General features: G+C 33.7%; 10 protein-coding genes. All 10 read right to left on the bottom strand.

Translation table 11 applies throughout. The features are described 5' to 3' along the window. Positions 1–345 precede the first annotated feature (345 nt). The 10 genes from RHP49_17170 to RHP49_17215 all read right to left on the bottom strand — a co-directional run bounded on the left by RHP49_17170 (position 346) and on the right by RHP49_17215 (position 17,240). Positions 346–4,368 carry an FG-GAP-like repeat-containing protein gene (locus RHP49_17170; GenBank protein ID WNH12606.1) on the bottom strand — a complete coding sequence of 1,341 codons (4,023 nt, stop codon included), beginning with the start codon at positions 4,366–4,368 and terminating at the stop codon, positions 346–348. A 131-nt stretch (positions 4,369–4,499) separates the two neighbouring features. Beyond that, positions 4,500–5,504 carry a glycoside hydrolase family 43 protein gene (locus tag RHP49_17175; GenBank protein ID WNH12607.1) on the bottom strand — a complete coding sequence of 335 codons (1,005 nt, stop codon included), beginning with the start codon at positions 5,502–5,504 and terminating at the stop codon, positions 4,500–4,502. A 144-nt stretch (positions 5,505–5,648) separates the two neighbouring features. Continuing rightward, positions 5,649–7,586, bottom strand: coding sequence for a glycoside hydrolase family 97 catalytic domain-containing protein (locus tag RHP49_17180; GenBank protein ID WNH12608.1), 1,938 nt, complete (start codon positions 7,584–7,586; stop codon positions 5,649–5,651). A 16-nt stretch (positions 7,587–7,602) separates the two neighbouring features. Continuing rightward, a complete protein-coding gene (locus RHP49_17185; GenBank protein WNH12609.1) occupies positions 7,603–8,607 on the bottom strand; it encodes a glycoside hydrolase family 43 protein in 1,005 nt (334 codons plus the stop codon). 6 nt (positions 8,608–8,613) lie between these two features. Beyond that, positions 8,614–10,455 (bottom strand): NPCBM/NEW2 domain-containing protein, encoded by a 1,842-nt coding sequence (locus RHP49_17190; GenBank protein ID WNH12610.1) that lies wholly within the window; start codon positions 10,453–10,455, stop codon positions 8,614–8,616. 18 nt (positions 10,456–10,473) lie between these two features. Next, complete coding sequence (locus RHP49_17195) at positions 10,474–12,375, bottom strand: family 43 glycosylhydrolase (protein ID WNH12611.1); 1,902 nt, start codon at positions 12,373–12,375, stop codon at positions 10,474–10,476. 12 nt (positions 12,376–12,387) lie between these two features. After that, on the bottom strand, positions 12,388–13,452 hold the full coding sequence (locus RHP49_17200) for a glycoside hydrolase family 43 protein (protein WNH12612.1): 1,065 nt from the start codon (positions 13,450–13,452) through the stop codon (positions 12,388–12,390). 11 nt (positions 13,453–13,463) lie between these two features. After that, positions 13,464–15,611: a family 43 glycosylhydrolase gene (locus RHP49_17205; protein WNH12613.1), complete on the bottom strand. Its 2,148-nt coding sequence runs from the start codon at positions 15,609–15,611 to the stop codon at positions 13,464–13,466. 266 nt (positions 15,612–15,877) lie between these two features. Next, complete coding sequence (locus RHP49_17210; GenBank protein WNH12614.1) at positions 15,878–16,093, bottom strand: hypothetical protein; 216 nt, start codon at positions 16,091–16,093, stop codon at positions 15,878–15,880. A 316-nt stretch (positions 16,094–16,409) separates the two neighbouring features. Then, positions 16,410–17,240 carry a family 16 glycosylhydrolase gene (locus RHP49_17215; GenBank protein ID WNH12615.1) on the bottom strand — a complete coding sequence of 277 codons (831 nt, stop codon included), beginning with the start codon at positions 17,238–17,240 and terminating at the stop codon, positions 16,410–16,412. Between the last annotated feature and the right edge of the window lie 106 nt (positions 17,241–17,346).

Genomic DNA, 17,346 nt, shown 5'->3' on the forward strand with positions numbered 1-17,346 from the left:
AATCTTTAAACGGATCAAGATCAATTGTTGTGTTTAAGCGAGTATTGTTCTTAATCTAAAAAGGAAAAAGTTTAGATTTTTGATACCTCTAATCCTGATAGTTATTGGGAGTTGTATGGATGCTTTTATTTTAGTGATGAAAGACTCTACACAAGCATTAGTACTTCTATTTAGGATTGACTTATGATTTATGGTTATAAGCTTTGAATCCTGTTTGTTCTACATCTTTGTACCAATGTGCAAATTTGGCATAAGCAGTTTGAATAGATGTAGCAGCAAATATATTTCTTATTCCTTGTATTAAACTAAATGAAATTTAGAGGATAGAAATGAGAGGTACTACAGTTAATTATGACCAACAATAATTTTAATAGATTGATTATTTAATCTTAGAATATAAATCCCATTCGATATATGTTTAACAAATTTAATTTTTGAAATTTTAGTATCTTCATTAAATTCTAATTCAATACTTAAAAATCTTCCATTTATATCAAATAAAGAAATATCATCATTTTTAGAAGTATTAGTTATAAAAATCTCGTTAGAATTGTTTGAAATCGGATTAGGATATACTATAGCTTTATTTAAATTGTAATCATCAATTTTCTTATTATCATCAAAATATTTAACACCATAGTAGAAAGCCTTTTTTCCTATTTTTTCTCCTATTATTCTACCAGGTATATCATCTAATGGTGGATGAATACCTCCCCAAATTCTTGACAAACTACATTGATCTGAAGCATCGCGATACGTTGCCCATTGCAATTTCACATCTACCGACGGACCTTCTTCAAATACCAAAAACTCATTCTTTTTTGCCAAAAACTCACCCATACCTCCTGGAAAATAGGCATCACCTGTTAATAAGGTCATTACTTCGGCTGCAGCTCTTGAATAGGTGGAATGCCCAGAAACATAGCCTGCAAATGGGGGTGTTACAAAAGTGGGACGTTGGTATGGCCACCAATTCTCTGCTAGTATCCAACCTACTCCTGCTTCATCTACTTCTGGATTATTAATATAATCATGTCCTTTCCAAGAAAACAGCTTGATTTTACCAAGGTTTTCATTAGAATCACCCACCAATGGGTCACCTTGTTCTATCAGCTCAATATAACCTTCTTTTAATGGGATTCCCGAAATATCAAAATTTCCCTTAGTTTGATCTGTACATTGCCCTTTTGCACACATATATCGTATGGCAGAAATAGGTCTTATATAATCATACCATCCTTTTATACTCCATGATGATATAGCTGCATCGTGCATGGCTCCACCAAGTATAAAATAGGCTTTCACATCCCATTCTAAATTTTCTAAAATATCGCCTTCACCTTTAAATTTCTTTTGAAATAATTCGTGGTCATTTACATAATTAAGAATCGTAAACCAATGTCCTGGTGGTGTTTCTGAATCTGGACCATCTGCCCAGAATTCTGCTAGTACTCTGGTATAATCACCTCTTGGTACTATTTGTGCTTTATAGGGTGTATTTGTATATGGGTTTACATCATAACCATCTCCTATATCCCCACCGCCTTTTTCATTATAAAAACTTTTATAATCAGAAAACTGTTGTGGAAATTGATTGGATGAAATATTACCGATAGATTTAGGAGAAACATCCCATAGTACGCCATCTCTAGGGTCTAGATGCGAACCCCATTTTGAAACCATAGCAAATGCCCACTTATAATCATCACTTAAAATTGAAGGCGGAGTTCCTGGGTCATAATAAATATGATAATCATTTCCAGATCTATTATAAGTAGTCTTGTCAGCATCTTCAAGTGAAAAAGGATATACATTTCCCCATTCCGGACTTAAAAAACTTGGAGTAGCCCCGCCTATTACATTACCACTTTGGTCTATAAATGAATTAAAACTTAAAGGTTGCCATCTGTTAGGGTTTATCTCAACTATATTTGCTGGCTGAGACAGGTTTAATGGTGTATTTACAGGTTCGTAATAAAGATTCTCGTAATGGTTTATTTCGTTTGAACCATCATGCAAACCATAACTGATAATTTGATTCGCTATATAATTACCCAATGCTATGGGATTACCATTTGTATAATCAGTTTCAGTCATCAACGTATCATAACCCAATTTATTCATAACAGCATCTATGATATTTTGAGATAATACAGGATTTGGTGCTTGCTTAAAACGTTCAGATAAAAGCCTGTATGCCGCATAACTTATGGTTTGTTTTCTCGCTTCCTCTAAAATTTCTGTTGTTTCAAAACCTTTAAACTCACTTTGAAAACCATGTATGGTTTGCCCTAATAAATATGGGGTTGCCTTTTCATCATAAACCGCCCAAGCATCATACATGGCAATACTTGTGTGCAATAAATTTCTAGCATGAACAGTAGGTCGTGCATAATCCTTTCTGATTAAAGACAATAAGGTTTCATTCCACAATCGGGCTACTGACTGTTCTTTAATAATAACTTCTTCTTCCAATAAATTAACAGATAATTCTACCAATTCGCTTATACAAGTACCATTTGACTCCATAAGAGTAACTTTACCTGTATCGCCTGTACCCCATTGTATAATGATGGAATTCTCGCTTTGCTTATCTACAATTTCACCACCAACAACCTGCCAATCTAATGATATTCCAGATTTCAAAGGATACGTATAAAGTTCAATACTATTTTTTTTAGCTTTTATACTACCTGTAATCTTACTTGCTTTTAAATAATTACAAACACCTGTACTAACTACTGCATTTGGATTAAAATTACATGCGTTAGGATCTGTACAACCGTAAGGTTTTATACTAGGCTGAATATCGAGGATCTGATAACCATTACCTTCTATAGCTTTAATAGTCTTATCAGCCGGAATATTAGAATGCAATTCAACCAATCCAGATGGCCAGGTTATTTTAAGCTCTAAAATTTCGGTATCGGCACCTAAACCAAAATGCACAGGTTTTAAACTTTGAGATAAAAAGCCCTTTCCTGAATAATATCTGTGTAAAGACCCTTTCTCTGTTTTAATTGAAAGTTTCGTTCCTATCGCATCACGATTTGAAGTTGTCCCCTCTAATTTTACCTTAAGCCAATGTAATTCCTGACTGGGTTTCACGAAGTCGGTTATTTTATTTTCATAGAAATATGCCCCTGTATTATTATTGGTTACAAAAACATCCAAATCACCATCATTATCATAATCAAAAACGGCTTCAGAAACACTTATTGTAGTTTCTCCCAACTTCACTTTTTCTGAACTATCAATAAATCTAGGATCATTATTATTTAATAAATTTTCGTAATATGTATTTTTAAAAGCACCAGAACTTCCATATTCAAAACCATTTACAATAAATAAATCTTCATCTCTGTCCAAATCAAAATCTGAAAAGGTCACATCCCAAGCCCAACCTGTATTATAAATACCTAATTCCCTTCCTTTATTAACAAAAGTGTTATTTCCTCTATTCTCTAAAAGGGCATTATCTCCTATAGCTGTGATATAAAAATCAAAAAAACCATCATTATTATAATCTCCAATCGCTATGCCCATATTATTATTAGAAAAATTTAAACCATAAGAAGCCGATTTTTCGGTAAATCCAATTCCGTTATCGTTTATAAACAAATCGTCTGTTTGTGTGGTATAATCATTAGCTACATATAAATCTAACCAACCATCATCATTAAAATCAAAAGGCATGCTCTGATAGGAAAGTTTATTGTTTACTACACCTTGAAAGATACTACTAACATTGGTAAATGTTCCGTTCGCATTATTTTTATAGAAACGATTTCCTTCACAATCTGAACCCCAATCGGAAATATAAATATCAAGATAACCATCTTTATCAAAATCGAACCAAGTAGCTCCTGTATTAACACATGTATTATATTTTTGAAAACCAGCCGCAATAGTAACTTCTTTAAAAACTCCATTCGATTCATTATGAAACAATTGAATTTTATTTATGTGTGTCATGAACAAATCTGGGAAACCATCATTATCATAATCACCCCAAAAAGCACCATATTTAAACCCGTTTAATGCTTGAGTAATTGCTGCTGCTTCTCCAACTGGAAATAAATCAACTAGTCCTGAATTATCTGTAACATCGGTAAAAGTTCCATCATTATTATTACGAAATAATAGGCTATGACTTTTATTTACACCTTGAATATCTTGGGCTTTTGCCACAACAAATAAATCTAAATCCCCATCTTGATCATAATCGGCAACAGATACACCATTATTTTCCTCAACAGAGCTTAATCCTGCATAGGATTCAATATGCTCAAAAGTTTGAGCGATTAAAATATTTACTTGTAAAAAACAAACCGATACTATTAAATAAACAAAGTTATCTCTTAACATGCACTTCTATTTTTAAACTCGAAATTAATCTAACATGAAACACTTTAGGAATTAAAAGTTCCTTTTTAGCTTGAAACTTAGTAGCTACGTAAACTAATATTGATTACTTATAAAAATAATTATAAATTAATTTAATCCGCTGTATTTTGCATAAAATCTGGAAAACCACTTTCAGTCCATTGTACTACTCGCGCTCGAGTGGCGCGGTTAGGGTCGGATAATTCATGACCTTTTATTTCCTTATAATCACGTGCATGATAAATCATTAAAGTGGTTTCGCCATCTTCTGCCGTTGTAAACGAATTATGCCCTGGTCCATAGCGTTTTAATTCCTCATTGGTGTAAAAAACTGGTCCTGGCGATTTATGCCAATTGGCTGCATCCAATACATCAGCTTTTTCATCTACCCACAACAATCCCACACAATAATTGTGGTTTGTTGCACTTGCCGAATAAGTTAAAAATATTTTTCCATTTCTTTTTATTACAGCAGGTCCTTCATTGACATTGTATTTCATCCTTTCCCAGCTAAATTCCGGTTCGGTCAAAATGACTTCTGTTCCTGTTAAGGTAGTTGGATTCTTCATTTCAGACAGCACTAAAGCTGTACCATGATTCCCTCCCCTTACATTTTGCGCCCATATCATATATTGCTTTCCGTTGTTCTCAAAAGTGGTTGCATCCAGTGAAAAAGATTCTCTTTCTGTTTTTACCTGTCCTTCTTCTTTCCAGTCGCCTTGCATAGGGTCATCAGATGTGTTGGATAGTACCCACATTCTTATGTTCCAAGCATTTTCTGTTTCGCCAGCGGCAAAATAAATATACCATTTACCATTTATTTTGTGCAGTTCGGGTGCCCAAATATGATGACCCATAACGCCTGTTTCATGTTTATACCAAACAACTTTTTCTTCTGCATTTTTTAAACCGTTAATGGTATTAGCTTTGCGTATAACTATTTTATCATATTCTGGTACCGTAGCTATGAAATAATAAATTCCATCGTTTGTTTTAAAAACCCATGGATCAGCTCTTTGTTCGGCGATAGGATTATTAAATTTAATTGTTTGGGAATGGTTTTGGTATGGATATATAATGGCTATTAAAACGAAAGTAAATATTCTAAATAATTTCATATGTATTTGTTTTTTATTATAATTATATAGTTAAGAGTATTAAAATTAGATGTTTTTTAACATTGTAGTTTAGTTGGTTTGTTTGAACTTAAATCAAGTTTTTCATCTTCAAAAAAGTATTTGTTAAGCACTTCTTTTAATAAGTTAATTATTAAATAATATGATACCTCCGTTAGGTTGCATTGTTATCTTAACTTTTCCTGATTTTTTAATTTTAAGTTCCTTTTTCTCTGGTTGTTGCTTTATATCGTCACCAATACAATAAACTACTTTACCCGACAACATTGGTAATTCAACATTCAAATTAAGTTCCTTATCGCTAGCATTAACACCTGCTATATACCATTTATCTTCTTTACGACGAGCAATGAGACAATAGGTACCTGGATATCCATCAATAAACTTTATGTCGTCCCAAGTGGTTGGCACTTCTTTCATAAAATCTATCTCAAACTGAGAAACATCTTTCAAATTATTTGGAGCTAATGCAAACATCTGTACTGAATTTTGAAACAAAATGGCAGTAGCCAATTGAAACGCATCTGTGGTTTTACGTATTGTACCACCATCGTTTGTTCTATTATGACGTTTATTAAGTAATACCGGACCAAATTCCATACTACCTACAGTATTCCGAATAAATGGATGCAAACTGGCATTAAAGGCCTCCATATCGTTAGCATGCTGTGTAAATATTAAATTCTCTGATGCCAATACGGCTTCGCTTCCAATATAATTTGGGTACATTTTCTCCCAGCCTCTTGGCAGTGTACACCCATGAAAAATAATCATTAAACCATAATCATTGGCATCGCTAAGAATCTCTTCATACAACCTTAAAGTTTCCTGTTTATCACCTCCAAAAAAATCTACTTTTAAGCCTTTAACACCAACCTCTTGTAGCCATTTCATTTCATGCCTTCTGGTTATTTGATGATTCATTATGTTTTTTGGACTTTGGAAAGCATCGTTCCAAAATCCATTTGAATTATACCATAAAAACACATCTACTCCTTTGGATTGTGCATATTGGATTAATTCTTTCATCCTTTCATAACCTATATTTACATCCCAAAAGGCATCCATCAAAATATATTCATATCCCAAAGTAGAAGCCAAATTTATATATGCTAGCTGATCATCATAATTCATACTGTCATCCTGCCACATAATCCAGCTCCAGGTAGATCGTCCGTACTTGTAATCTTGTGATGCTTCATATAAAGGCTCTACCAAATCGAATGGTATAGTAGTTTCTACAATTGGTTTAAGATTATTACTAACGGTAATAGTGCGCCATGGTGTTGATTTAGGTAAGGCTATCCCTGGAAACACACTTCCTATTCCATTATTCTCTTTTGGATTGGGGTACGCAATAGAATAAACACCTTCTTTAGTCCCTTCTCCAAGATGTGCCCCACAATAAGTACCATCTACTCCTGTTTCAGATATAAGAATCCAACCATTTTCGCCTACATGAAATAATGATGGAAAGGTATAACCTTCTCCATATTTTGAAGGTGTAGCCAAAAGTTCATCTGCAACATATTCTTCTTCGTAACTTGGTTTTGTACCTTTCCAACCTAATCCTGGGGAGGCTTGCGGAGATAAAAAGGTGGTTGTATTACTAGGGAAATTAAATCCTGTAACTTCACTTAAAACCCTACAGTTTAAATGATTTTTATCCTCTAATAAATTATACCTGAAACCAATATTATTATTGCTAACTCTAAACTCAATTTCAAATGTTATATTTTCATTATTAACTAATGCTAATTCCAATGCATTTGCATTGTATTCTACGTTTGATCGCTTAATCCTGTCTAGTGTGTAGTTATTCTTTATGGTTTCATATTCATAACCTGTTATTTTAAGCCCTTTCGTAAAATCCCCTATGCTTGTTTTCAATCCTAAGGGAGAGTTTTCAAGCATAATTATATTTTCGTACTTAACTGTATAATAAGGTTTTCCATTGTCTATTAATACAGAAACATTAAGTTTTTTATCGGGACTCCAAACGGTTTGTGATTCAATTGAAAAAGACAAAATTATGGCAATTATAATAGTAAAATACCCCTTCATTTTATGTGTTTTATATTTAAAATTTGAATGGTTTAATTACTTTCAACTTATCACCTGTTAAATCAACTTCAAATAAGTGAGGGATTCTTATAGTCCTATCATTTACCTTTTTATGACTATGCACGGCCATTAATGTTTTTCCTTCAAAGGTTTCAAACAACATACCGTGACCAAAATTAGGTGGTGTTATAGGATTTTTTGCCTGATCCCATGGACCATCAAGTGTACCACTTTTAGAATATGCCACGCCTTGTGTATATACATTATAAATCCAACTAGTCCATATCATCCCTAAGCGTCCTGTTCCAGTGCGAAATAAATAGGGGCCATCAGTAACTTTGTTTGGTTTATCGTTACCCTGACTATCTTTTTCTCTACTCCAAGGCGAATCGCTGGCTTTAAACAATAATTCTCCTTCTCCTAACGAACCACTTAAATCGGATTTTAATTCTATCTTTTCCATAGTACCATTACCGTTTTGTAACCATTCATAACAATACACCATATAAGGTTTTCCATTCATATCTACCCATAATGTACCGTCAAGTGTTGGCTTATTCGCAGGCAAATAGGTTCTATCTGCCATAGGCATATATGGTCCTTCGGGTTTATCACTTACTAAAACATGACTTGCACGACGCTCAATAATGTTTCCTGCTACAGTATCAATTTTCACATCTCTATTAGTGAATGTTGCAAAATAATAATACTTGTTTTTATACTGATGAAGTTCTGCTGCCCAAATCATGGGTTTTTCTCCCATCCAAGAATCAGGATTTGTTTTGGCTACATGATAAGGTCCTTCCCAATATTCTAAATCTTTACTTTTCCAAAGTAGACCACCAGTTCCTGTCATATAATACATTTGCGTATTTTTATCGGCAAGAACAGAGGGGTCGCTTAATCGAATAGAGTCTAAAGGTATACCGCTTTTAACTTGAAACCTTTGTTGTGAAAAATTTTTAGTTACACTAAAAAGACAAATTAATAGAATAGCCCCAAACTGTTTTACAAATATCATTTCTTTTTATTTTAATTCTGAAATACGATACAATCCTGCTCCGTGATAGTTAATTATCGGTGAGAAATCTGAACCCGAATAGGTTCCTAAATCTTTTTTATGCCATAAGTCACGAATACTGCATGTACCCGAAAATCCTAAATCTTCTAAATTAACAGGAATCGTTATAGGTGCTTCATCACTTATTTTTGGATCTTCAGTAGAAATCATAAACTCTACTGTTGAACCTGCTTTAGTATTTGTTCCTACAATATCTAAACCTGCAAAAGCGGTAAAACGCACCGTATTCTCAGGAAGTTTATAGCTTATAATAGACTGTGAATGTGTACCTAAACCATTTTTATAGGTTTTCCCTTTAACATTAAGCTCGCCTCCTGAAACACTTTTGTTAATTCCAACCGTCCCCCAACCAGCAAAAGCGTCTTCCCAGCTTAAATCGGTTAAATTTACTTTATCTCCATTATTTAAATGAATGGTTGGGTTAATCCAGTTTGCGTGATCCCATGAATAACCATCACCGCCATCATTAACTATTAAATATAAATCTGTACTTCCGTTTGGAAGTTTCACATCAATATCTTCTCCAAAGCCATCGGTTAAGTGAGATACTGTCCCACTACGATAAAGTAAATTTTTAGTCGACACAAAACCATCACCAGCACTATTAAACAGGGCTACAAATTTATCGCCGCTATCCGGATCATCAGCTGTCCAGCCAATAAGGTCATTTTCATTAAACCACTGTTTGTTATTAACTGAGTTGCTATGTACTTCTAATACTTCTTCGTTTGTCAACAAGGTATTTGTAAACTCATCATTATCTGGTAGATTACCTCCAAACATAAGTGGCGATTTAAACATCGTCCATAAAGTCATTAAAGTAAATTGCTCATCTTTGGTAAACTTGGTGTAGCGATTAGTAGCACGTTCACCTCGAATAAATTTCCCCATTGGTAACATATCGGCATCTGGCCAAGCACCAGGTGTAATATAAGGTGCCCATTCGGCACATTTATCAAAAGAATAATTTAACTGTGCCCAGTTATCCCAAAAATCATCTATCGTACGCCACATATTCGAATTAGCTGTTGCATGTTCGTGTTTATCAATAGGTGTTGCACCTGGAGACATACTTAATACAATTGGTATTCCTGTTTGATCGATGGCTTTTCGTATCATCTCAATTTCATCGGCATGATATGGACGCGATAAATCATCAACTTTCACAAAATCTAATCCCCAAGAAGCATACATATCGAAGATAGAATTGTAATATTCCTGTGCGCCTGGTTTATCTTTAACTACAGTATAATTATCTTGAAGCCATGTACATTCGAACTCGGTTGAATAAATATCGGCAGCTGTTTTATCAATCCCTTTAATTGGCAGTTTGTTAAACACCGCTTCTTTTGGAACTCCTCGCATAATGTGAATTCCGAATTTCAATCCTAAACTGTGGATGTAATCTGCCAAAGGTTTAAATCCAGCGCCATTAACTGAAGAAGGAAAACGCTTTGGAGATGGCATATAACGACCATACTCGTCAATAATAAAATCGGTTTCATCATATTTATTGTAGTGCCCAGTAGTTTGATTATCGGCGTACCAGCGAATATCAACAACAATGTATTCCCACCCAAAATCTTTAAGGTGTTTTGCCATGTAATCGGCATTGGCTTTCACCTCATCTTCTTCTACCGAAGGCCCAAAACAATCCCAGCTGTTCCAGCCCATAGGAGGTGTTTTAGCCCAATCTTTAAAATTTGTTGTTTCCGACTTCTTATTATTCTCACATGATAAAAAAAGTATAACAATAGCGAATACTTTGAATACGTTAATAATTTTCATTTCAGTTGTTTTGTTTATTTATTTGCTAACTCCTTTTGTGGTCATTACAATTGGTTTAATTGTTCCATCGTCGTTATACTCTAATTTATCAATACAAATCGACCTGCTGAAACTACCGCCATCGGTTTGTATCCCACCATTATGATAAATGAAATACGATTCGCCTTTAAAATCTATAATAGCCTGATGATTGGTATTACTATTTCCTGCAATTTCATTTAAAATTCCTTTATAAACATATGGACCTTCAACAGAATCTGCCATAGCATAAGCTATTTTCTCTGGAAAACCTGTGGCATAGGTTAAGTAATATTTATCTTTTCGTTTATGAATCCATGGAGCTTCGGTAAACTCAAAACTTTCAAAATTAATTTGTTTTATTGTTCCATCAACCTCAACCATATTATCTTTAAGCTTGGCATAATAACATTGTCCATTGCCCCAAAATATCCAAGGTTGTCCATCGTTATCAATAAAAATAGCTGGGTCAATACATGCCCAAGAATGGGTAGATGCAAAACAATCGTCGTTAGTTAATAAAGGCTTTCCCAAAGCATCTTTGAACGGACCTTCAGGTTTATCAGATACGGCAACACCTATACCACTCCAATTCGTACTGATGTACCAGTAGTATTTTCCGTTTCGTTCGGCTACATGTCCAGCATAAGCATCACCACTTTTAGCCCATGAAAAATCTGTTATTTTTAAAGGTACTGGATGCTCTGTCCAAGTTTGCATATCGGTGGTAGAAAACACACACCAATCTTTCATTTTATAACCTTTCTGGCCACCTTCGAAATCATGACCGGTATATAACCACAACGTATTGTCTATGACTAAAGCCGCTGGGTCTGCTGTATATTTATGAGTAAATATGGGGTTACCATGAGATTCAAAAACTTTTGGTCCTTCTTGTATATTTAGCCATTTCTTTTTTAGCTTGTCAAATTCATTTTGAGTAATACCAATAACACTTCCATGTCTCGGATTGAAATCTTTAGTAAACGATTCTGGTTTTTCTGTAAAATGATATAAATCTCTACTTCGCTGAAACTCGTAACGCCCACTTGAATACAAATCGTACATTAAAATATACTCTTCAGAATTATTTAATTTAAATACTGAAGAACCTTCAACCGTTGTTTTATTATTGGCATAAGCATCAATATACTCAAAGGATTCCTTCCATGGACCTTGCAATGATTTACTAGTAGCCTGCTTTATACCATTTTTAATTTCTTTACCATTTTTATCTTTAGTATTTCCTTTGTAGAATAAGTGATATTTACCGTCCTTATAAATGATATCACCATCAATAGCACCATCTTTTGCACTATACATTAATGTTGGTTCAGATTCAAATCCTGAAAAATCGGCATTAGCATAGGCACTATAAAAATCCAACTTATCATCATCTCTAAACTTAACTGTGAAATAAATTAAATATTTCTTAGCCTTTGAATCGTAAATTGTTTGTGGAGCCCAAACCCAATAGGCGTTAGCGAATTTTACAGGGTAATCTTTTGCTAAATTAATAGTACTGTGTTGCCAATCCACTAAGTTATCAGATTTCAGTAAAACAATTCCTGGGTTTTCTTTCCAACCATTTGCAGCGGTAGACATATCTGTTGCAACAATAAAATAGGTGTTCTCTTCTTCTCCCCTTAAAATATGTGGATCTCGAATACCTCCTGATTGCGAAATATCATCGGAGTTTAAGATGGGATTATTATTATTTAATGCCTTCCAATTTATAGCATCATCACTAATTGCAAAACGCAACTGTTCTTCACTCTTTCTGTTTTCTGCTGTTCCCTCAAAATAAGCGAATAAATACCCTTCAAATTTGCTCTTCTGAGCATTTAAAGAACAGGCACTTAAAACTAAGGCAATGAATATTTTTAATTTTAAAAAGTTCATTCTTTTTTCTTTTTACAATGATAAAGATATTCCCCAATGTTTCGCCAATAGTGAAGCTTCCTTTTTTGTTATTGAAATAATGGCACCATGTTTAGGTGATGTAAAATTGGTTGTTTTCATCAAGCCCTCATTAAAGTGTCCTAAATTTTTAAAGGTTTTAAAATCGGTAGTTTCCACGAAACCAAAATTGTGCGGATTTATACTGTATATATCGTACATCAGCACCCAAGTATCGCTGTCAATTCGTTTCCATACATTTGGTGCTTCACAAGATCCTGGTTCTTGATCGATCCATTCAGGGTTATATTCATACCCCTTATTTATGTTATTAGAAAATGCCGTTTTAATACCAATAGGACGTTCCTGCGCCACATAAGTCATACAATAGCGACCGTCTGGCATCTGGGAAATATCGGCATCTAAAACCTGAATGTTTTCATCAGGATATTCAAATAATAGCTTCGGCTCTGAAATTAAAGCTGTAAAATCTTCATTTGCATAAGCGTAATACAACTTCGTCAATCCGTGATTCATGCGCATGGTAAAATATACCATCATTTTCTTTTCTTTAGGGTCATAAATAGTTTGTGGTGCCCATGCGCAACCTATGTTTTCATACCCTTCAAAGGCTTCATCAAATAAAAAGTTACTGTGAGTCCAATGAATTAAATCGTAAGATTTCATGAGTACAAATCCGCGATTATTACCCCAATCGTATTGTTCTCCTGGACGTTCCCACTGGGTGTCACGATATCCTTTTTCTTTTCCAAAAATATGAAGGTCGGTCATTACCACATAAAACGCTCCATCGGGACCACGAGAAATATGCGGATCACGAATTCCTTTCTGACTTGCAATGGTGTCTCCCGCTACTATAGCATTCCCTTTATTTATATCGGTAAAACTATAACCGTCGGTACTTAATGCCATATGTAAACTATGGTCATCATCCTTGAAATACACCATAATATAAGCACTCAATTCATTGTCTTCTGTTGTTTCGGTTTTTGTTGATTTACAACTCAAAAAAACACCTAATGTTACGATTACAACTAAACCTAAAATATATTTACGCATTGGTATCTGTTTTATTTTAATGATGTGATTCCTGAAATGGTTGGTTCTACTGGTTTGATGCTTCCATCTTCATTAAACTCTAACTTATCTATACAAACCTCTCGATTAAAACCAGCTGCTCTACCCATAGTAATACCTTTAGGACGATTGAATCTGTGGTAAACCATGTGCCAAATATCTATACCTGGGGTTTGAATCACACTATTATGTCCAGTTCCGTAAATTCCTTTTTCTGGTCTTTTTTCTAAAATCAAATTATTGTCAGGAATATTTAAAGGTCCAAGTGGAGAATCAGAAGTCGCATATCTTACACGGTAATTAGGGCTCCTAGTATCGTCTTCAGACCATAAGAAGTAATAGGTTCCTTTTCTATAAAACACTTCGGTTCCTTCTCTAAAAGTACTTCCCGGATTAAATAAGGTTAATGAATTTTCTTTAATAGATATCATATCATCATTTAATTCTACACAAGCCATATGACCATTACCCCAATACAAATAATTCTTACCAGAAACTGGATCGCTGAATATATCCGGATCAATTTCTTGTCCACCCCTAGTACCTTCAGGTCGTTCTGCTATTAATGGCTTCCCTGAATCTAGAAATGGCCCTGTTGGGTTATCGGCTACTGCAACTCCAATTTTTTGAGCCGCAGTGAAATAATAAAAATATTTATACTCTCCGTTTATTTTCTTCTCAATAGCACAGGGTGCCCATGCATGTCTATCGGCCCAACTAACATCTTTTTTTAAGTCTAAGATAACACCTTCATCTGTCCAATTTACTAAATCTGGAGATGAAAATGTTTTAAAATAGGTGCCAGACCAACCTGTAAACCCATCACTTGTTGGATAGATATAATATTTGTTGGTTTTATGAGAATAGATAATTTCTGGATCGGCATAAAATCCACTCAACACAGGGTTATTATCTTCATGAACTGAAACCTTATATATTTTTTGTTTGCCTGCAGTTTCAATGGTATAATCTACAGACCCGTTTGAAAAATCCTGTGGACCTTTTGTTAATGCATTAACCCATGGAGTGGTTTCAATATTCAAATCTAAATTTGTAACATCTGTTCCCAATATTACAGGAATATAAATCGTTCCTTCTTCATCGTTAATATCTATATTATTCTTTCTAATTCCTTCTCCTTTAAAACTTGTAAAAGCACTTTTGTCTAAAGTTCCCCATTGCTTTAGTAAAGCATCTTTCTCTTTATCTGTAATACGAATTACCGTTCCGTGACGTGGATGAAAATTCATTGAAATGGCATCATCAACGACTGTGAAATTTTGTAAATCTTTAGTTTTTGTAAACTGATATTTTCCTTTCATATACATATCGTACATTAAGATGTATTCATCAGAATCAATCAGTTTAAAAATCCCAGAACCCTCTACAGCTTCATCTGTCTGATCGAAAAATCCATCCTGCTGCACATAGCCTTCAGTTAACTTATCTGAAACCGCTTTTCTTATACCGCCACCATGGCTTTCATTTTTAAAAAATAAATGATATTTCCCATTATTATAGATGATATCGCCATCTATACAAGCACTATTACTAGGACTATAAAACAATTGCTTTGGTTTCGCTTCTAAACCTGTAAAATCTTTATTAGCATAAGCATAATATATTATATCTGGTCCTTTATCACCTAACATAGACCAATAAATCATATATTTTCCAGTGACTTTATCATAAATAGTTTGTGGTGCCCAAACACGCACAACATCACCAAAATCTGATGGATAGGTTTGAGGTATATTAATTACTGAAGAGGTCCAGTTAATCAAATCGGTAGATTTCATTAACACCATAGCTCTATTAGAACTCCAGCCGTTAGCTGAAACCATATCGGTTACGACCATGTAAAATGTTTTTCCGTCATTTCCTCGTAAAATGTGTGGGTCACGAACACCTCCTGATGAGCTTATTTGTTTGGAGTCTATTATTGGTTTATTATTGTTAAGGGCGTGATAATTATACCCATCGCTACTTAAAGCATAACGTATAGCTTCTTCATCGCCATCATTCCCTGTAAAATAAGCAAACAAATAATTGGTGTATTTATCTTCTTTTTTACAAGAAAACAAAGTTGCTACTGTAAAGCATATTAAAATAAGTCTATATCCTGAATTTATTAGTTTCATTTTTAAATATTTATAGTTATTATTGTTTGGTTTTTTGGGTATGGTGAATTACTACTTGTTTTAACATTTACTGCAAAAAATGAAAAATCCACTTTATAAGCGTACAAATAACACTTATCAAATATAAAGATTATTACAGATACTATTTTACATTAATTCTATTTTTTTGATGTATGGCTTCTATTTTAGGTTCTTATATTGAATTCCATCTCTAACTATTTGATCACTCTCAATAGTTGAGTTACTTGACGTACTATACACAATTCCTAATTCACTGATTTTTTATCAGCTTCCTTTGTCTTATCTTCTAGCAAAATATCATGTACACCAACCAACTTTGTGTATCCAATTTGTACAATTGGTGGATTAATACTTGATATTGTAAAACTTATTTCATTTCCATATCCAATTCCTTTTTCATTAAGGGCAAATGCTTTTGCATAATAAACCTGACCTGATTCGAAGTTAGACAAATCAACCATAAAATCTTCAGATCCTTTTACAACACTAGCATTATTTTTGGAATCGTAGTAAGTTAGATTTTCATTTATACCGTAACAAACACTTCTTACTTGAACGCTACTACCTCCATTATTTAAAAATTTCCCACAAATGGAAGCTTAAAAAACTCCAATACTCTCTGTTTCATAAGTTTGTAGCTCTACTACTGATTTTGATTCTTCATCAACAGAATCTATTATTGTACTCACTGAAGCGCATGAGAACAAAACAAGTATTAAAAACATAAATAAGTTCTTACAAATACTGTTTATTTTCATATTTTTATAATTAAAAGTATTATTTATTAGGTTTTGCTGCAACATAAATATTTTTAGCTTGGAAATATTGTGGTGTCGTTCTTACGATTGAATTATTATTTGTTTTACCACTAGCTCCTTCCATTTGCATATTAATAATGAGCCAAAAGGGTTTGTTTGTAAAATCTTTTATTTCATTAGATTTTAGCTGCCCATCTATATACATTTTTACTAATAAATTGACATCATCTAAACGAATTAAATGGAGTTTGTAGTTATGCCATTGGGTTGCCGCATCTGGAATATCTGTTCTTACAGTGGTCCATTCTGTATGATTCCAATCACGTCCTGTAACTGTATTTTGTAAAGTTTTAGTTGTACCTTTAAATTCTAAAATATCAATTTCTGGAGGCCAATTCGATGCTCCAGTAATCCAAAATGCTGGCCAAGAACCATTAACCGTTGGAGCCTTAAAGTCTCCACTAATTGTCCAACATGATAAATCTTTTGTCACCCTAATCTGTTTATTAAAATGAACGGCACCAGAGTGAAATGTAATAGGCAAATGTGGGTCTGAACTACTCTTGCCTTCAGAAACCTGATTAGTATATTCTGCCTTTATTTTTAATATACCGTTTTCTTCAAGGATAATATTTTCTTTATGCATTCGAGCAGATCCATTGTGATCTGTTCCCCATGGGTAAAACATGTTCCAATGTGCTTCAAAATTTTCTTGCGTATCAAAACTTGTTGAATCTAAATATACAATAGGTTTTATACTATCATTTTCAACAAAGGATATTAATGTTTTAATTGGGTTTAGTTTTGCAACATCAAGTTTTACAAAATTATCTGTTTTAGAAAAAGTCATAAAAATTATAAACAAAAGCGCAAACGGGGTCAACATTTTAAATTTCAATAAATGCATTCTAGATTTTTAAATAGAGTTGAAATGAAAAGAGAAGAAGATGACAAAT

It is taken from the genome of Flavobacteriaceae bacterium HL-DH10 (assembly GCA_031826515.1).
In the GTDB taxonomy this organism is placed as follows: Bacteria; Bacteroidota; Bacteroidia; order Flavobacteriales; family Flavobacteriaceae; genus Thalassobellus; species Thalassobellus suaedae.

Excerpts from the sequence above, each read along its gene's own strand:
- RHP49_17210 (WNH12614.1), bottom strand. The coding sequence starts at position 16,093 with ATGGTTGATTTGTCTAACTTCGAATCAGGTCAGGTTTATTATGCAAAA.
- RHP49_17200 (WNH12612.1), bottom strand. The coding sequence starts at position 13,452 with ATGCGTAAATATATTTTAGGTTTAGTTGTAATCGTAACATTAGGTGTT.
- RHP49_17205 (WNH12613.1), bottom strand. The coding sequence starts at position 15,611 with ATGAAACTAATAAATTCAGGATATAGACTTATTTTAATATGCTTTACA.
- RHP49_17175 (WNH12607.1), bottom strand. The coding sequence starts at position 5,504 with ATGAAATTATTTAGAATATTTACTTTCGTTTTAATAGCCATTATATAT.
- RHP49_17215 (WNH12615.1), bottom strand. The coding sequence starts at position 17,240 with ATGACTTTTTCTAAAACAGATAATTTTGTAAAACTTGATGTTGCAAAA.
- RHP49_17195 (WNH12611.1), bottom strand. The coding sequence starts at position 12,375 with ATGAACTTTTTAAAATTAAAAATATTCATTGCCTTAGTTTTAAGTGCC.
- RHP49_17185 (WNH12609.1), bottom strand. The coding sequence starts at position 8,607 with ATGATATTTGTAAAACAGTTTGGGGCTATTCTATTAATTTGTCTTTTT.
- RHP49_17170 (WNH12606.1), bottom strand. The coding sequence starts at position 4,368 with ATGTTAAGAGATAACTTTGTTTATTTAATAGTATCGGTTTGTTTTTTA.
- RHP49_17180 (WNH12608.1), bottom strand. The coding sequence starts at position 7,586 with ATGAAGGGGTATTTTACTATTATAATTGCCATAATTTTGTCTTTTTCA.
- RHP49_17190 (WNH12610.1), bottom strand. The coding sequence starts at position 10,455 with ATGAAAATTATTAACGTATTCAAAGTATTCGCTATTGTTATACTTTTT.